Below are 15,612 nucleotides of genomic sequence, written 5' to 3'. Positions count from 1 at the left end.
TCCTTTACGCCTCGGCCCGGTCGCCCGGTTCTTCATGGGCAGGCCCATGCTCGACGCCGTTGCGCTTGTTGTAGCGGATCGACGACCACAGCGAGATGCCGATCAGGGCGGCGCCGCCAAGGCCGGTGATGACCTCGGGAATATGGGTGAGCGTCTGGACGTACATGATCACCGATAGGATCAGGATCGCGTAGAAGGCACCGTGTTCCAGGTAGCGGTAGTGGGCGAGCGTGCCCTTTTCCACCAGCATGATCGTCATGGAGCGCACATACATGGCGCCGATGCCGAGGCCGATGGCGATGATGAAGAGATTCTGGGTTAGCGCGAAGGCGCCGATGACGCCGTCGAAGGAGAAACTGGCGTCGAGAACCTCGAGATAGAGGAAGGCGCCGAAACCACCCTTGGCGGCGGTGCTCATCGTCTTCTGCGAGGCGTCGAGAAAGCCGGCCAGGACTTCCACCAGCAGGAACGTCAGGAGACCGTAGATGGAAGCATGGAGGAACGTCGTTGAATCCTCACCGTCGAGCAGGGAGGAGAAAACCAGAATGAGGATCAGTACGAAGGCGATCTCGATGCCCTTGATGGTGGCGAAACGCGCCATCGCCTTTTCCACGAAGGCGATCCAGTGCACATCCTTCTCGTGATTGAAGAAGTAGGTGAGGCCGACCATCATCAGGAAGGTGCCGCCGAAAGCGGCAATGGGCAGATGTGCGTCATGCATGATCCGCGCATACTGCTCCGGCTCGGCGGCCGCGAGCTTCAGCGCTTCCCAGGGATTGATCCAAGCCGCGATGGCGACGATCGCCAGCGGGAAGACGATCCGCATGCCGAAGACGGCGATGACGATGCCCCAGGTCAGGAAGCGATGCTGCCAGAGCGGCGTCATCTCCTTCAGCTTGTTGGCATTGACGATGGCGTTGTCGAAGGAGAGCGAGATCTCCAGCACGGCTAGCACCGAGCAGATGAAGAAGGCTGTCGCGAGGCCACTGAACGTGCCGGTCGCATTCCAGCCCAGCAGTGCGCCGAGGGCGAGACCGGCGGCTGTAACAGCGAAAGCCCAGCCGAAATAGCCGAGCACTGATTTGGAGGAGGTGGACTGCGTCATGGGCGCACCTCGCTGCAAACGGAGGGGAGAAATTCGGATCGAAGGCGCAGCCGCGTGCCGAAGACGGCATGCGGGTAAGGCATGGTCAAACTATTCATGGAAAGAAATCCGCCGGCTCATCTGCAGGCGGTACCGACATCGCGAGAGCGCCGTAAAAACTCTCGCCAGAGGGGCCCGGCACCATATTCAGTCCGCAACCGATGTCAGAAGGCGCGGAACATTGCCGATAATTAGTGATGTTCCGGCGCACGTCAAGGGCGAGTGTGGGGCATGATGCTATTGCCTCCCATAATCCAGAAATTTCGGAACCAAACGGAGAAGGGGGCGTTGGCTCTCAGGTGGGCACGGCTATGTCCATTGCCGAACAGAAAACAGCGGACAAGGAGAACCTCCCATGAGCCCCCATCCCATCCATCCCAAAGCGAAGGAACCAAGGCCGGAGCTGACGGCACGGCAGAAACGCGCGCGTCCGAACGCCCTGCGCCAGGCGCAGGTGCTGCCACCCCACAATGTCGATCTGACATTGCAGCCAACGACGCATGCCGATGTCCACGTACCGGCCCATGTCAGCGGCGCGGATCTTTCGCGCGAAGCGCCGGGCGATGCCAATCAGGCGGGCAAGAAAAAAGGCGGCTCCCAGTAAAATCTGGCCAGTAAAATCTGGAAAGGGTGCTTTCGGGCGCCCTTCCTCGACAGGGATGCGTTCGGCTGGTCTGAAGCTATCGGTTACTTTTTGGTGCGCGGCGGCTTGCCGTTCGACACGAAGCTGCCGGTAAAGCTCAGTTCGGTCGATTTCGCCGAGCATTGGAACGCGACAGGCTTACCGGAATAGGGGTTGGAGAAGGTGCAGACGCCTTTTGCCTCGACCTGGCCGGCCATCTTGTTGCCGGCGCCGGTGGAGATGACCTCGATCGGCAATTCTATCGTTCCTTTGGTCGCGCCGGGCTTGATCCCGCGCCCGTCGCCCTGGAAGCCAAGCATCTTGCCGCCGGCCGAAAAGATAAAGGTTACGGAGCCGTCCGGTCCCGTCACGCTGGCGATCTGCGGCGTGCAGCCTTTGGATGCGTCGAGCTTGCCGACAACCAGCTTGGAGCACTTGCCGTCGATGACAGCCACGCCGGGGCCAGGAAAATTCTGCGCGCCGGCACTCGTGGCAACGGTCATGACTGTCAAAGCAACGGCAAGGCCTGCGAATCGCATGTTACGGGCTCCTTTAAAGCCCGGACACGTTTGCCGATCGAAATGTGGCAGTCAACCCGCAGCGCTCAGATACGACCGTGGGCGAGGCGCCGGATTACTCCGGCACAAGTGTTCCGATCAGTTGCAGAAGCGCATTCTGTCGATTGCCGCCGCCGGCCAGGAAGTCATAGAGGGTCATCTGCTTCTCGGTGCCGCCATCGACGAGATAATCGGATTGGCGGATGATGAAGACCTCGCCGCTGTCGGTGTCGCGGGCCAGGTGGAACAGATACTCATCACCGTTGGGCTTGTGATTTTTATAGAACTGCTTCTTTACGACCGCCATCTCGTCCTCCCGTACGATCAATGCCTTAGCATAACAGTAGTGTGACAGCGCGAGCGGAAGTCAAGCGCTCATGGGTGGAAATTGTGCGGATCCTGCCCGCCGGCAAGCGGTTCGGATACGGAACATCAGCATGTGATTGGATATTGAAGCAAAGACCATTATTCTCAGGCTGCGCGATCGAGCATTCGAGGCGCCATGAGCGAGAGGTCAAAGCAGATGAGAATGATGTTAGCGTTGGGAGCTCTATTGAGCTTGGCTTGCGTCTCCGCAGGCGAAGCGCCCTCGAACTATCAATCATATTATGGCGGCGTCCGCGCCGACAGCGATCCCGTGCTTCTGGAGCGATATGACAGGGCGCTGAACCGTTGCGAACCGGAGGCCTATTCCTGGCGTCGGGGATCGCCCGATCCGGACAGCACGCTGTATATCCTGGCATTGAGAAATTGCCTGTACAGGCACAGCTTCGTGGATCGCGGCGCTTATGCCTATCCCACGTCGGCGGTGTTCCAGCACTTCCTGGACCGCTGATCCCGCAGCATGCCGGGCTGTCTTTTCCACACTTTGGAAAGGGTGCTTTTCGCCTGGAGGAAGGGGTGGCTCGGTACGCTGGCGTCGTATGAAAAAAGGGCTTTCGGTTTCCCGAAAGCCCTTGCTTTTCAGCGAATTAGGATGGTGGGCGTGACAGGGATTGAACCTGTGACCCCTACGATGTCAACGTAGTGCTCTCCCGCTGAGCTACACGCCCATCCGATGGCGGCGCATAGATCATAAAACCTTGGGAGCCGTCAATAGGCTTTTTTCAATTTTATGACGCCGCGCGCGGCAAGCCTTATGCGGCAAGGAGTTTGTTCACTTCGTCGACGAGTTCGCGCAGGTGGAATGGCTTGGAAAGCACCTTCGCATCCTTCGGCGCCTTCGAATCAGGGTTCAGCGCCACGGCGGCAAAACCGGTGATGAACATCACTTTAAGGTCGGGATCGAGCTCGGTGGCGCGACGCGCCAGCTCGATGCCGTCCATTTCCGGCATGACGATATCGGTCAGGAGCAGCGAAAATGGTTCTTCGCGCAGCCGGTCATAGGCGCTTGCTCCGTTGTCAAAGGACAAGACCTTGTAACCGGCCTTTTCCAGTGCCTTCACAAGGAAGCGACGCATGTCGTTGTCATCTTCGGCAAGAAGTATCTTCTGGGTCATCATCTGTTCGCTAATCAACTGTTGTCTTGTTGGACTTGTCCAGCGTGTAAGGTAGCCGGTGGCCGTAAACAAGCCGTGAATGGTTGGGCGAGATATAATCATCCGCGTTCGCTGCCGCGCGGTTGCATCCGGAGTCCGTCTCGCGCGGGCATGGGATCGGGCCGCTGGGTCCGCCGCTTTCATGGCGTTGGATTAAGGCCATTTTGCTAAAGTTAGTATGGACTTGCGGGCGTGCAGCTGGCAACATGGATATTGCGACAGGTTGTAGACACGGTAAAGATGTTGATGTCCGCAGAGATGCGTAATTTCGAGATTTTTGAGGTATTGGAGCCCGTCTCCCAGACAATTCCCTTTGTCTATAGTTCGCCCCATAGCGGCCGCATCTATCCGCCCGATTTCATTGCCCAGTCTCGCTTGCAGGGCATCGCTATCCGCCGCTCGGAAGATCATTACGTCGACGAGCTGTTTTCGGCGGCGAGCGCTCTTGGTGCGCCGTTGCTGCTCGCCAATTTCCCCCGCGCCTATATCGACGTCAATCGCGAGCCTTATGAGCTCGACCCGCGCATGTTCGATGGCGCGTTGCCGCCTTATGCCAACGTCAATTCGCTGCGGGTGGCCGGCGGTCTCGGCACGATCCCGCGAATCGTCGCCGAAAACATGGAAATCTATGCCCGTCGCGTGCCCGTCGAGGAGGCGCTCCGGCGTATCGACACGATCTACAAGCCCTATCATGCGACGCTGCGGCGGCTGATTGCCCGCACCCATGTTCAGTTCGGCTTCGGCGTCCTGGTCGACTGCCATTCCATGCCGGGCAATATCCGTATTGCAGGCAGCAATATGCGGCCCGATTTCATTCTGGGTGACAGGTACGGCACCAGCGCCTCGGCGGAGCTGTCGCGCGCCGCCATGCAGATCCTTGAGGAGATGGGCTTCAACGCCGTGCGCAACAAGCCCTATGCCGGCGGTTTCATCACCGAGCATTACGGCCGCCCCTCCCGTGGGCTGCACGCCTTGCAGATCGAGGTCAACCGCTCGCTCTATGTCGATGAGACGACGCTGGAGAAGCGTGCGGATTTCGATCAGGTCGCCGCTGCCATCACCCTGTTCATGAAACGCATCGCCGAGCATGTGGAATCCTATGCCGGCGATCCGGCGTTGGCGGCAGAGTAGCGGGTATTTCGCACTCCGAACCCGACGAAATGGGCGAGCGAGACAGAAAATCAGCATATAGGCGAGTGCAGAAATCGGGCAGACCGTCCGAAAATCTGGGCACAGTCTAACCTTCAGAACCCCCGCCCGCGTTTTGGACGGGCTGCGGGATTTTCGCGAAGTATACAACCGAAGGTGTTGCCGCGCTGATAATGAACGTTATCGGCTGCGGCGGGCGCCCTGTTTTAGAAGCCAAACAAGCTCGGTCATCTTGATCACGTCGAGATCTTGCGATAATGATTTTTGATGTACGTACGTCAAAATGACACCATGCACCTATCTGCAGTACCGAAGGCGACGTTTCACTGAGCAGGAACGTGAGGCGCTGACCTTCAAACCCGACTGCTCAGGCAGGGCTGATTCAGCCAACAAGGCAACTTAGGGAGGCCAGATAATGGAGGAGTTCAGGCTTAATCCAGAATTCGTGATAGCAGATGAACAGTCTCTTCGAAGCCTATTTGAAGCCACGCACGCTCTGGCAATCTTGAAGTGTCAGGACACTCTCGGCGAGCACGCACAAGACTTCATCAGGCGTTCACCATTCTTGTGCATAGGCACACAAAATCTGGATGGAAAAGCGGATGTCAGTCCTCGTGGTGACCCTGTGGGTTTCGTCAAAATTCTCGATAAGCGCACGTTGGCGATACCGGATCGACCTGGCAACAACCGCCTTGATACCCTGGTCAATATCATAGCCAATCCGAGCGTTGGGCTGATGTTCGTTATTCCAGGATTTGACGACACATTGCGCGTGAATGGGCGGGCTACTCTGGTGAACGACCCTGATCTGCTGAAAAGCATGAGCGTCAATGATCGCGCCCCTAAGCTCGCAATTGTCGTCGAGGTGGCTGAGGTTTTCATGCATTGCGCCAAGGCATTTCGGCGCTCGCGGTTGTGGAGCCCGGATCATTTTCAAAGCCGTACCGAGATGCCGTCGCTCGTCAAGATCATTCTTGATGAAACGACCGGTGCGCCAAGCGACAAGGATGAGATACGCAAAATGGATGACGACTTGGAGGAGGATTACAAAAGGACGCTCTACTAGCGTAAGCGGTGCTTTGGCGCGCTTTGCAAATTCCAGGCAGGCGGTTTGCGGGGGTTTGGTGATCGGCCGAATATCGCAGGACCTTTGAAGTCACCCACACCGGAGAAATCGGCTCTGCGTCTGCCGCGTCATTCCAATGAAACAATAATCCTGACAAAAAAAGAACCGCGCTTGTGGCGCGGCTAAGTCTAGGGAGGAAACACCCAAGGAGGGTATTTACAGTCAGAAGACTGTAGGGGGATGATGCTACCGCATTGCACAAATGTCAAGCAGAATATTGCAGTGCAAGATATTTAGGCAATTTAGGAATTTCTGCTTGATCTGCGAGCATTCCGCCTCTTGCATCGGCATTTGGTTTGCTTCCCGATCTTTATGCGCTATGACTTCGCCCGCCCTGCCATTTATCCGGATCGACCATGCTTCCTGATCGCTCGTTCTTCTATCGTCTGGCCGAAGCGGCCAAGGCCGAAACCTTGCCGCGCTTTCGTGCCGGCGTCGATGTGGTCAACAAGGAAGCCCAAGGCTTCGATCCGGTGACCGAGGGTGACCGGGCCGCCGAGGTGGCAATCCGGACATTGATCGAGGCGGAGTTTCCCGATCATGGCATTCTGGGCGAGGAGCACGGCAGTGTCGGCCTCGACCGCGAGCATGTCTGGGTGATCGACCCGATCGACGGCACGCGCGCCTTCATCTCGGGCGTACCCGTCTGGGGAACACTGATCGGCCTGCAGAAAAACGGCCGCGCCATCATGGGCATGATCGACCAGCCGTTTACCGGCGAGCGCTATTTTGCCGATGGCAACGGCTCGACCTATTCCGGTCCGGATGGCGAAAAGCGGCTACAGGTTCGCGATTGCGGCAGCCTGTCGAAGGCCATTCTTTTCACCACGTCGCCGCATCTCTTCGTCGGCGAGGAGCTGGCGAGGTATCGCGAGATTGAGAGCCAGGTGCGGCTCTTCCGCTACGGCACGGATTGCTACGCCTATGCGCTGCTTGCCGCCGGCCATATTGACCTCGTCATCGAAAATTCGCTGAAGCCCTATGATGTCGGCGGCATCATCCCCGTCATCGAGCAGGCGGGTGGCATCATCACCACCTGGGACGGCGGCCGGCCGGAAATGGGCGGCTCCATCATCGCTGCCGGCAGCCGCGCGGTCTATGATCAGGCGCGGGCCGTCCTGTCGCGCTAGCTTTCGACTTCCATCGTCTGCGCACTCGCTTCGGCGTCGCTGCCGGGAATGAAAGCGTTGATGGCGGCAAGCGCCGCGTTCCGGTAAATATCCCGCTCCTGCAGGATTTCATGCTTGGACCCATAAATGGGCACGAGCTGGGCTGCTCGGAAGTAGCGCGCCAGCCGCTCCTGATCGGCATAGGGCACGATGCCGTCGCGGGTCGGAGCGATCAGCACGGTCGGAATGCTGATCGAGAACAGATGCTCGGGCCTTGTGACGTGATCGATGGCACGGAAGGCTTCCGACAGCCAGCGCGCCGTCGGCGGGCCGAGAACGAGCTGCGGATAGGCGGCGGCGATTTCCGTGTTGCGCCGATAGCGCTGCTCGTCGCCGGTCAGCGGGTTTTCGGAGAAGGGCCGTTCCAGATTTTTCTTGCTGAATTGGATCCGGCCAAGACCGATCGCGCTGACTGTGCTTGAGATAGCACGCACGAGACCAGGCGAAGCTCCCTGGCCCATGAGGCCGACGAAGGGCGCTAGCAGCACCATGCGCTCGATCCTGCTCGCAAGCCGGGGTGCTGCCGACAGCGCGATCAGCGCGCCGGTCGAATGCGCCAGCAGGAAGAAGGGCAGGCGCGTGTCCGGCAGCACGATCTTGTCGAGGAAGGCGGTGAGATCGCGTTCGTAATCGGAGAAATGGCGGACATGTCCGCGCCGCGGATCCTTCAGCAGCCGCTCGGATCCGCCCTGGCCGCGCAGATCGAAGGTCGCGACCCACAAGCCCTTGGCGGTGAGATCGCGGATCGTCTCAAAATATTTTTCGATGAACTCGTTGCGGCCCTGCAGCAGCACCACGGTTCCCTTGGCGACAGGCTGCTCGCTGCGGAAGACGGCATAGCGCAGCTTGCGCCCGTCAAAGCTCTCGAAAAACCCCTCGATGCGGTTTTCCGGCACCGGATTGTCTGGCGTGGAATAGAGGATCGAATCCATGGCGATGTCGCGCCTCGCTAGCGGGTTGTTCTTCTGAAGGGGATAGCGCAGGCAGGGGGAATTGCAACAGGTTTATTGGCGATCCTTGTGGTCGAATATCCGGTGCCGATATAGTCCTCCATCAGCCTCTCCGATGGCAGCGCTGGTACCCAAGGCGCTTCCAAATACGGCCTTCTCAAAACATCGTCTTCATCAGGCCTTTGGTGTCGCACCGCGTCGTTCGAGTGCGGTCTTGCGGATAATGTCGGCGATTTCCGGGCTGCTGCTGGACAGCATCTGGAAATCCGACGAATAGAGCGACAACAGCGAGACTTCAGTTGCGGCGCTGACGGTCGCCGAACGCGGCTCGCCGCTGATCAGCGCCATCTCGCCGAAGAAGCTGCCGGAGCCGAGCTCCACAGGGTTCGGCGTGGCGACGGTGACGCGGCCCTCGACGATGAAGAACATCTGGTCGCCAGCCTCGCCCTTGCGACAGATGATGCCGCCCGCCGGCACGACACGAGGTCTCAATGCTCTCACGATCTCGATGAGCGCACCCGAACCAAGCTTCTCGAACAGCGGTACTGCTGCAACCAGCTGCCAATTGCGCACGAAGTCCTGGCGACGAACCTCTTCGTAGAAGCCGGTGGCGAGGATGCCGGCCCACAGCGCAAAGATGCCTATACCGCTCATCATGACCAGCCCAGCAAGGACGCGACCGGCGAAGCTTTGTGGAATCTCGTCGCCATAGCCGGTGGTCGACAGCGTGACCACCGCCCACCACATCGCCAGGGGGATGCTGCCGAACTTGTCAGGCTGGACGTCGCGCTCGATGATATAGGCTGCGAGTGCCGCGCCGAACAGAACGATGCCGAAGATTGAGGTGACGCCGATCAGGTTGCGCGCCTCTTTGGTCAGCACCCTGCCCAACAGCCGGAAGAAGGTCGAGCCACGCAGTGGCTTCAGCAGCCAGATGGCACAATAGAGGCTTTGGTCGCGCCCGCGGACGAAAAGCAATGCGATCACGGGGACCAAAACCGCAAGCACGTCGACGGTGGTTTCCAGCGCCTTGCCACGAGCCTCTCTCGACCGCTGCATGAACAGCGTCTCGATCAATTGCAGAACATAGGCGGCCCAGACACTGGCGAGCAGCACTTCCAAGACGAGCCTGGTCTGTCCGGCTATATCAGGCGTCGTCAGCGCAGCCACCGTCAACAGACCGACTGCAGCGAGCAGCGCGTTCAGCGATGCGGAAATCTTCGAGAAAGAGAGCGCCGACATTCAATACCCCGATTGGGCAGCCACTCTCCCAGAATAGGATGCCTTCGGTCCAAACGTAAAGGGCTTGCGGGACAGGTATGGCAGCCAAGTGTTGACCAGTGAAATAAGCGATTTATGGCTGACTTTTCAATCAGATTTCAATCGTCTCGGACATTCCTTGCTATCGCGGAAGACTAGCTGGTTGAGGTAATCATGAGGTCGCGCGAGACGCTGGGGGAGTTGCAATAGATTTTTGCTTTTCTCGGCATGACGAGCGACCATCTCCATGCCGTGCCCGACGTTCCACGTCCTAGGCGCTTATTGCTGTCCGACATCCAGCGGAAAACCCTTGAAAGGCTTGATTTCCTTCAGAACGAACGTCGTCTGCATTTCCTTGATCCGGGGCAGGCGGCGCACCACCCGCATGGCGAAGTCGGCGTAGCTGTCGAGGTCCGCCGCCACGACCTGCAGCAGGAAATCAGCGTCTCCGGCGATGCTGTAGCAGGCGACGACCTCGCTCAGTTTCAGGACATCCTGCGAGAATTCTTCCGCTTCCGCCTCGCTGTGGCTGTCGATCTTGACCCGGATGAAGGCGAGAACGCCAAGGCCGATCTGCCGCCGATCGAGAACCGCCGTATAGCTCTGGATGACGCCGCTCTCCTCCAATTGCCGAACCCGCCGCCAGCAGGGCGAGGTCGAAAGCCCGACTTCGGAGGAGAGTGCCTGATTCGTCAGGCGGCCATCGTTCTGGAGGGCGCCCAGGATGCGTGTATCGACAGGTTCGAGCGGAAATGGCATGTTTCACCTTCTGGGGAGTTAAATTGGGTAGACCCTACCATAATTGGCAATTTTTAAGCAATGAAAGGCAGGATCATTCGTGGGGAGCGATATATCCTGCAGTGCAAATTCACTCTTGCCGCAGGTTCCCATGCTCCCCGATACCCGCCTCGCCATTGTCATAAACCCAGAACTGCCGCTCGGCCTGATCGCCAACACGGCGGGCGCGATCGCCATTGGTCTCGGCGCCCGATTTCCGGGTCTTGCGGCCCGCCAGCTTGCCGATCGCGACGATCGCGCCATCGACATCAGCTCCAACCTGCCGGTTCCGATCCTGCAGGCGGATGCGGATACGATCCGGGCGCTGATGCTGAAGGCCCTGCCGCAGCCGAACGAGCGGGCAATCGTGCCTTTCCCAGCCTTCGCGCGGTCGCTGCACGCCTATGCGGACTATGAGGCGACATTCCCCGGCCGAGACTTGTCGGAAGAGGTGATCGACGGCCTGGGGCTCGCAGGTCCATCGAAATGGGTGAAATCGCTGACGGGATCGTTGAAGCTTTTGCGGTAGGTTGATCGCCACCGATTGCATAAAAAAGGCCGGCTTGCGGAGATAGAGAGATCCGCTGAGCCGGCCGAGTAAGGACTGAAGAAGAAGGGACGATATGCTTCAGTCATCGGATGTATTTGATGCATCCGACGGTTATATTGATAGCCCCGCCAGCCTGAACGGGTGCCGAACCGGGCGTTCATCTGCGGTTCACGCGGCTTTTCGCCGAAATCCGAGGCCAGCCATCGGGGCCTTGAACTCCTGAAATGCGATCACCATCTCCATTCTGCGGGTGCCAAACGGGCCTGCAAAACCGTCCCGAGGCCGCCCAGAGCGGGGTCGCGGGGCAAATCATAAATCGCAATCGTCGCTCACAGGAGGACACCATGCGTCACGTAGACTTTACTCCCCTTTACCGTTCCACCGTCGGTTTCGACCGTCTCTTCACCATGCTCGACAGCCTTGCGCAGCCGGATCAGGGTCAGACCTATCCGCCCTACAACATCGAGCGCACCGGTGAGAACACCTATCGCATCACCATGGCCGTTGCCGGTTTCGACGAAAAGGAACTGAGCATCGAGGCTCACGCCCATGTTCTGCAGGTCAAGGGTGAAAAGAGCGAAGAGCCGGCGGAAGCCAGCGAATATCTCTATCGCGGTATCGCCAAGCGCGCCTTCGCGCGTCGCTTCCAGCTCGCCGATCATGTCGAGGTCCAGGCGGCTTCGCTGAAGAATGGTCTGCTGCACATCGATCTGTTGCGCAACATTCCCGAAGCCATGAAGCCCCGCCGCATCTCCATCGCCGCCGAGCCGGTCGATACCCCGAAGGCGATCGAAGCTCATATCAGCTAACCGTCGTCAGCCGACAGGTTGAGGACAGATCCTCCCAAGATCAAAAAGAAGCGGCGCTCCATCGGGGCGCCGCTTTTTGTGTTTGGTACTGTCAGGGATGTGGCTAGGCTGCGTTCGTAGCCCCGTTGGCCTGGGTTTCGGCCTTGGCCGTTTCCCGCTTCTTGGCCGCATCGGCATATTTCTGGGCAAGGAAGGCGCAGGTCATCAGTTGGATCTGGTGGAACAGCATCAGCGGCAGGACGATGGCGCCGATACCCTGGCCGGCGAAGATGACATTGGCCATCGGTACGCCGCTTGCCAACGATTTCTTCGAGCCGCAGAAGGTGATGGTGATCTCGTCGGCCTTGGAGAAGCCAAGCGCACGGCTGCCGAACATGGTGATGCAGAGCACCATGGCCAGAAGCACAATGTTGGCGACGATGACGGTGGCGATGTCGATCACCGAAAACGTGTGCCACAGGCCCTCGACGACAGCCTCGCTGAAGGCCGAATAGACGACCATCAGGATCGAGCCGCGATCGACCGGCATCAGGATCTTCTTCTTTGAGCGGATCCAGTCACCGATCCACGGCTGCAACAGTTGGCCGGCGATGAAGGGGGCGAGCAACTGCAACATGATCTGCCACAGCACATCCCAGGAAAAGCCGCCGCCCTGGCCGCCGACCGAAAACAGCACGCCGACGAGCAGCGGCGTCAGGAACATGCCGAAGATGTTGGAAGCCGAAGCCGAGCAGATGGCGGCCGGAACGTTGCCGCCGGCGATCGACGTAAAGGCGATGGACGACTGCACCGTCGATGGCAGCACGCTCAGGAACAACAGGCCGGTATAGAGCGATACGGGCAGAATGCTGTTCGGGACGACCTGGCCGATGCCGAGCACCAGCAGCGGGAAGACGCCGAAGGTCGTCAGCAGGATGATGAGATGCAGCCGCCAGTGCAGCATGCCGGCAATGACGACATCGCGCGACAGGCGCGCGCCGTGTAGGAAGAACAGCAGGCCGATCGCGAAGTTCGTGGCGATACTGAAATAGTGAGCGCTCGCTCCCTGAACGGGAAAGAAGGAAGCCGTCAGGACCGTCAGGACGAGCAGCATGGTGAAGGTGTCTGGAAGAAAGCGGCGCATCGTGCCAACCCCAATCGCAATTACAAGCCGTAAGAATAGTCCTTGCAGATAGACCTATCGTGATCCACGATGCAAGGAATAACAGTTATCGCAATTCAGGATAAAAGCGATGCTCGATCTCACGCAATTGCGCAGCTTCGTCGCCGTCGAGCAGATGGGTAGCTTTACGCTGGCTGCCGAGCGCCTCGGTCTTGGCCAATCCACGGTCAGCCAGCATATCCAGCGGCTGGAAACCACGCTCGGGCGCAGGCTGCTGGCTCGCGACACGCATCGGGTGGTGTTGACGGGCGACGGCGAGGCGCTGCTTGGTCATGCCCGGCAGATGCTGTCGATCGAAGGCGAGGTACAGCAGCTTTTTGCCGGCAATAGCCTGCGCGGCAGTCTGCGGCTCGGCGTTTCCGAGGATTTCGTCACCAGCCAGTTGCCAGACGTGCTGGAGGATTTCGTCCGCTCGCATCCCTCCGTCGATTTCGAGCTGACAGTTGCGCTCAGCGGTACACTTTATGAAATGCAGGACAATGGCGATCTCGACCTCGTGCTCGCCAAACGCCGTCTTGGCGATGTCAGGGGAAGGCTGGTCTATCGCGAGCCGCTGGTCTGGCTGGCGCGCGATCCTGCCCGTATCCGGGCGCTCTCCGGGCCTCTGCCGCTGATCGCCTTTCCCGCGCCGAGTGTTACGCGCGCAGTGGCGCTGGAAGCGCTACGCCGCCAGCAAGTGCCGTGGCGCATCGTCTGCACCTGCGGCAGCCTCAGCGGATTGACGGCCGCGGCCCGCGCCGGCATGGGCGTCCTTGTCCAGCCGCGCAGCATGGCGCCGGCAGGATTGTCGGAAATCGCGCCGGGCTGGCTGCCGGCGCTGGAGGATGTCGAATTCGTGCTGGTGCCGCGCAAGGGGGCTGATCAGCTGCTGGTCAGTGCCCTCTCGGAGGATATCCTGGCGAAGGTGAGGGGATTGCGGTCGATGTGACATGTCGGGCTTGTTTCGAGCCGATCATGTGAATAGGCGTAAAGGATTTGTTAAGATTCCTTCGCCGGCTGTCGTTTCCCTTTTCGCGTGTCCCGATTCGGAAGTGCACGCGGTTCAGGTTCGAGTCAGCTTACGCTGCTATCGTATTTTGCAGTGAATGAGCTGAAGCGAGGGTATCAGCCTCCATGATCTATGGTGCCATCTTCATTTCCGGACTTGTAGCATGCGTAATGGCAATGACGATGATCGTTCATCATGCGCCCCCTTATGACGGCGCATCGAACTTCACGATGTTCACGCATCGGAATCAGAACTAGGCTTTTGTCGCCAGACTGAGCGCCGGCTGGCCGAAAGCCAGTTCGGCGCTCTCTTTTATTCAATCGTCAAGCAAGGCAGGCCAGGAAGCTGGCGACGTCGTCCTCGGTCGTGGCAAAGCTGGTGACGAGGCGAATCAAGGCTTCGTCCTCGTTCACCAGTTCCGGCTGTGATTCCGGGATCGGCCATTCGTAGAACTTTGCGCCCTTGTCTTCCGCTTTCTTGGCTGCCGATTTCGGGATGATTGCGAAGACCTCGTTCGAGGCTGTCGGCCAGGCGGGGCGTGCGTCAGGGTTCTGTTGGATACCGGCGCGCAGGCGGTCGGCCATGCGGTTTGAATGGCGGGCGAGGTCGAGCCAGAGGTCGTCCTGGAAATAGCCGTCGAACTGGGCGGCGATGAAGCGCGACTTGGAAAAAAGCTGGGCGGCGCGCTTGCGGATGAAATGCATCTCCTTGGCCTGCTCCGGATTGAAGAAGACGATCGCCTCGGCGCACCAGCAACCGTTCTTGGTGCCCCCGAAGGAGAGGATATCGACGCCGCGCTTCCAGGTCATCTCCGCCGGGCTGGCGTCAAGCGCGACCAGCGCGTTGGCGAAGCGTGCCCCATCCATGTGCAGCGGCAGGCCGTTCGCCTTGCTGATGGCGGCGATGGCGTCGATCTCGGCGAGCGAATAGACCGTGCCGATCTCCGTCGCCTGGGTGATGGTCACGGCGGTGGCGCGGCCATGATGGATGGCATCCTGCGGGAAGCGGGCGACCTTGGTGGCGAGCGCCTTCGGATCGATCTTCCCGAGAGCGCCTTCAACGGTCGCGAGCCTTGCGCCACTGAAGAAATCCGGCGCGCCGCATTCATCTTCGGCGACATGCGCCTCGTTGTGGCAGAAGCTGATCCCGCCCGGCTTCTGGACGCTGGCGAGCGACAGCGAATTGGCGGCGGTGCCGGTTGCGACGAAGAAGACGGAGACCTCGCGCTCGAAAATCTCGGCGAACTTGGCTTCAACCTTCTGGTCGAGATCGCTGGCGCCGTAGGCCGAGGCGAAGCCGCCGGATTCGGCAAGCAGACGTTCGGCGATCTTGGAATGGGCGCCGGCCCAATTATCGGAAGCAAAAAACATTGATGGCACCAACTGAGACTATAGGTTTGCGGGAAAGGTAGTTAAGGTCTACCGGACATTAATCCAATGGTGCGGGCTATCAAGAGTGCAGTGCTGAAGGACTCATCACAGAAATTGATCTAAGCAATCAACAAACAAAATGATGCGCTGCAGCGAAACTTTCTTGCTTGAAATTTGCAACATCGGCAATCTTCCGTCGCGCGTTGATGAAATTTTGCCCTTTTGCTCTTGCGAAGGCAAAAGCTTTCTGTCATAGAACTGGTGAATTAGGACAGGGTTGCTGTCCTATTTTGGCCGCCGAGGCCGAAGATGCGCCAGGGGTCCTGACGATGTCGGGATTTCGAGCTATAGTTACCGGGAGCACGCCCTTTTAAGCTTTCAAGGCGACGGGGTGGAGCGGCGGTGGAATAGCAAGGCGCGGAACGCTGACGACAGGCTCCA

The 15,612-nt window shown here is 59.2% G+C and carries 17 protein-coding genes and 1 tRNA gene; 8 read left to right on the top strand and 10 right to left on the bottom strand.

Going from position 1 to position 15,612, the window contains the following annotated elements:
* Window positions 1–4: 4 nt before the first annotated feature.
* On the bottom strand, window positions 5–1,105 hold the full coding sequence (locus AC1RO0_RS07185) for a DUF475 domain-containing protein (RefSeq protein WP_498592174.1): 1,101 nt from the start codon (window positions 1,103–1,105) through the stop codon (window positions 5–7).
* 394 nt (window positions 1,106–1,499) lie between these two features.
* Here AC1RO0_RS07185 and AC1RO0_RS07180 point away from each other — a divergent pair, with 394 nt between their 5' ends.
* Window positions 1,500–1,748, top strand: a complete 249-nt coding sequence (locus tag AC1RO0_RS07180; RefSeq protein WP_498592173.1) for a hypothetical protein — start codon at window positions 1,500–1,502, stop codon at window positions 1,746–1,748.
* Window positions 1,749–1,831: 83 nt separating this feature from the next.
* Here AC1RO0_RS07180 and AC1RO0_RS07175 read toward each other — a convergent pair whose 3' ends face one another.
* Together AC1RO0_RS07175 and AC1RO0_RS07170 are read right to left on the bottom strand one after the other, a co-directional pair.
* The gene (locus AC1RO0_RS07175) at window positions 1,832–2,305 is read right to left on the bottom strand and encodes a hypothetical protein (RefSeq protein WP_498592172.1); all 474 of its coding nucleotides are present in this window, start codon (window positions 2,303–2,305) and stop codon (window positions 1,832–1,834) included.
* 94 nt (window positions 2,306–2,399) lie between these two features.
* Entirely contained in the window at window positions 2,400–2,630 is a 231-nt protein-coding gene (locus AC1RO0_RS07170) for a hypothetical protein (RefSeq protein WP_498592171.1), read from the bottom strand.
* 216 nt (window positions 2,631–2,846) lie between these two features.
* Between AC1RO0_RS07170 and AC1RO0_RS07165 the strand changes: the two genes are divergently transcribed.
* On the top strand, window positions 2,847–3,158 hold the full coding sequence (locus AC1RO0_RS07165; RefSeq protein WP_498592170.1) for a hypothetical protein: 312 nt from the start codon (window positions 2,847–2,849) through the stop codon (window positions 3,156–3,158).
* A gap of 142 nt (window positions 3,159–3,300) precedes the next feature.
* Here AC1RO0_RS07165 and AC1RO0_RS07160 read toward each other — a convergent pair.
* A tRNA-Val gene (locus AC1RO0_RS07160) sits at window positions 3,301–3,375 on the bottom strand.
* An 84-nt stretch (window positions 3,376–3,459) separates the two neighbouring features.
* A complete protein-coding gene (gene cpdR1 / locus AC1RO0_RS07155) occupies window positions 3,460–3,822 on the bottom strand; it encodes a response regulator CpdR1 (protein ID WP_004117561.1) in 363 nt (120 codons plus the stop codon).
* 285 nt (window positions 3,823–4,107) lie between these two features.
* Between cpdR1 and AC1RO0_RS07150 the strand changes: the two genes are divergently transcribed.
* From AC1RO0_RS07150 to hisN, 3 genes are all read left to right on the top strand, one after another.
* Entirely contained in the window at window positions 4,108–4,992 is an 885-nt protein-coding gene (locus tag AC1RO0_RS07150; RefSeq protein ID WP_498592169.1) for an N-formylglutamate amidohydrolase, read from the top strand.
* Between the two features lie 433 nt (window positions 4,993–5,425).
* Window positions 5,426–6,076: a pyridoxamine 5'-phosphate oxidase family protein gene (locus AC1RO0_RS07145; protein ID WP_498592168.1), complete on the top strand. Its 651-nt coding sequence runs from the start codon at window positions 5,426–5,428 to the stop codon at window positions 6,074–6,076.
* Between the two features lie 416 nt (window positions 6,077–6,492).
* Window positions 6,493–7,266, top strand: a complete 774-nt coding sequence (hisN, locus tag AC1RO0_RS07140) for a histidinol-phosphatase (protein WP_498592167.1) — start codon at window positions 6,493–6,495, stop codon at window positions 7,264–7,266.
* Here hisN and AC1RO0_RS07135 read toward each other — a convergent pair.
* The 3 genes from AC1RO0_RS07135 to AC1RO0_RS07125 all read right to left on the bottom strand — a co-directional run bounded on the left by AC1RO0_RS07135 (window position 7,263) and on the right by AC1RO0_RS07125 (window position 10,274).
* Window positions 7,263–8,237, bottom strand: coding sequence for an alpha/beta fold hydrolase (locus tag AC1RO0_RS07135; protein WP_498592166.1), 975 nt, complete (start codon window positions 8,235–8,237; stop codon window positions 7,263–7,265). The genes hisN and AC1RO0_RS07135 overlap by 4 nt on opposite strands.
* A 192-nt stretch (window positions 8,238–8,429) precedes the next feature.
* The gene (locus AC1RO0_RS07130; protein WP_498592165.1) at window positions 8,430–9,497 is read right to left on the bottom strand and encodes a cyclic nucleotide-gated ion channel; all 1,068 of its coding nucleotides are present in this window, start codon (window positions 9,495–9,497) and stop codon (window positions 8,430–8,432) included.
* 297 nt (window positions 9,498–9,794) lie between these two features.
* Window positions 9,795–10,274, bottom strand: coding sequence for an Lrp/AsnC family transcriptional regulator (locus AC1RO0_RS07125; protein WP_498592164.1), 480 nt, complete (start codon window positions 10,272–10,274; stop codon window positions 9,795–9,797).
* A 130-nt stretch (window positions 10,275–10,404) separates the two neighbouring features.
* On the opposite strand from AC1RO0_RS07125, the gene AC1RO0_RS07120 reads away from it, so the two are divergent.
* A complete protein-coding gene (locus AC1RO0_RS07120) occupies window positions 10,405–10,821 on the top strand; it encodes a DUF2000 domain-containing protein (RefSeq protein ID WP_498592163.1) in 417 nt (138 codons plus the stop codon).
* A 365-nt stretch (window positions 10,822–11,186) separates the two neighbouring features.
* On the top strand, window positions 11,187–11,651 hold the full coding sequence (locus AC1RO0_RS07115; protein WP_498592162.1) for an Hsp20 family protein: 465 nt from the start codon (window positions 11,187–11,189) through the stop codon (window positions 11,649–11,651).
* A gap of 103 nt (window positions 11,652–11,754) precedes the next feature.
* Here the strand turns inward: AC1RO0_RS07115 and AC1RO0_RS07110 are convergent, their stop codons facing one another.
* Window positions 11,755–12,774: a bile acid:sodium symporter family protein gene (locus AC1RO0_RS07110; RefSeq protein ID WP_498592161.1), complete on the bottom strand. Its 1,020-nt coding sequence runs from the start codon at window positions 12,772–12,774 to the stop codon at window positions 11,755–11,757.
* Between the two features lie 109 nt (window positions 12,775–12,883).
* On the opposite strand from AC1RO0_RS07110, the gene AC1RO0_RS07105 reads away from it, so the two are divergent.
* Window positions 12,884–13,741: a LysR family transcriptional regulator gene (locus AC1RO0_RS07105; protein WP_498592160.1), complete on the top strand. Its 858-nt coding sequence runs from the start codon at window positions 12,884–12,886 to the stop codon at window positions 13,739–13,741.
* 383 nt (window positions 13,742–14,124) lie between these two features.
* Here the strand turns inward: AC1RO0_RS07105 and AC1RO0_RS07100 are convergent, their stop codons facing one another.
* Window positions 14,125–15,171 carry a threonine aldolase family protein gene (locus AC1RO0_RS07100; RefSeq protein ID WP_498592159.1) on the bottom strand — a complete coding sequence of 349 codons (1,047 nt, stop codon included), beginning with the start codon at window positions 15,169–15,171 and terminating at the stop codon, window positions 14,125–14,127.
* Between the last annotated feature and the right edge of the window lie 441 nt (window positions 15,172–15,612).

Source organism: Rhizobium sp. GW821-FHT14E12 (genome assembly GCF_058803745.1).
The sequence above is the reverse complement of the archived record's forward strand: the minus strand, read 5'-3'. Positions and strand labels throughout refer to the sequence as shown.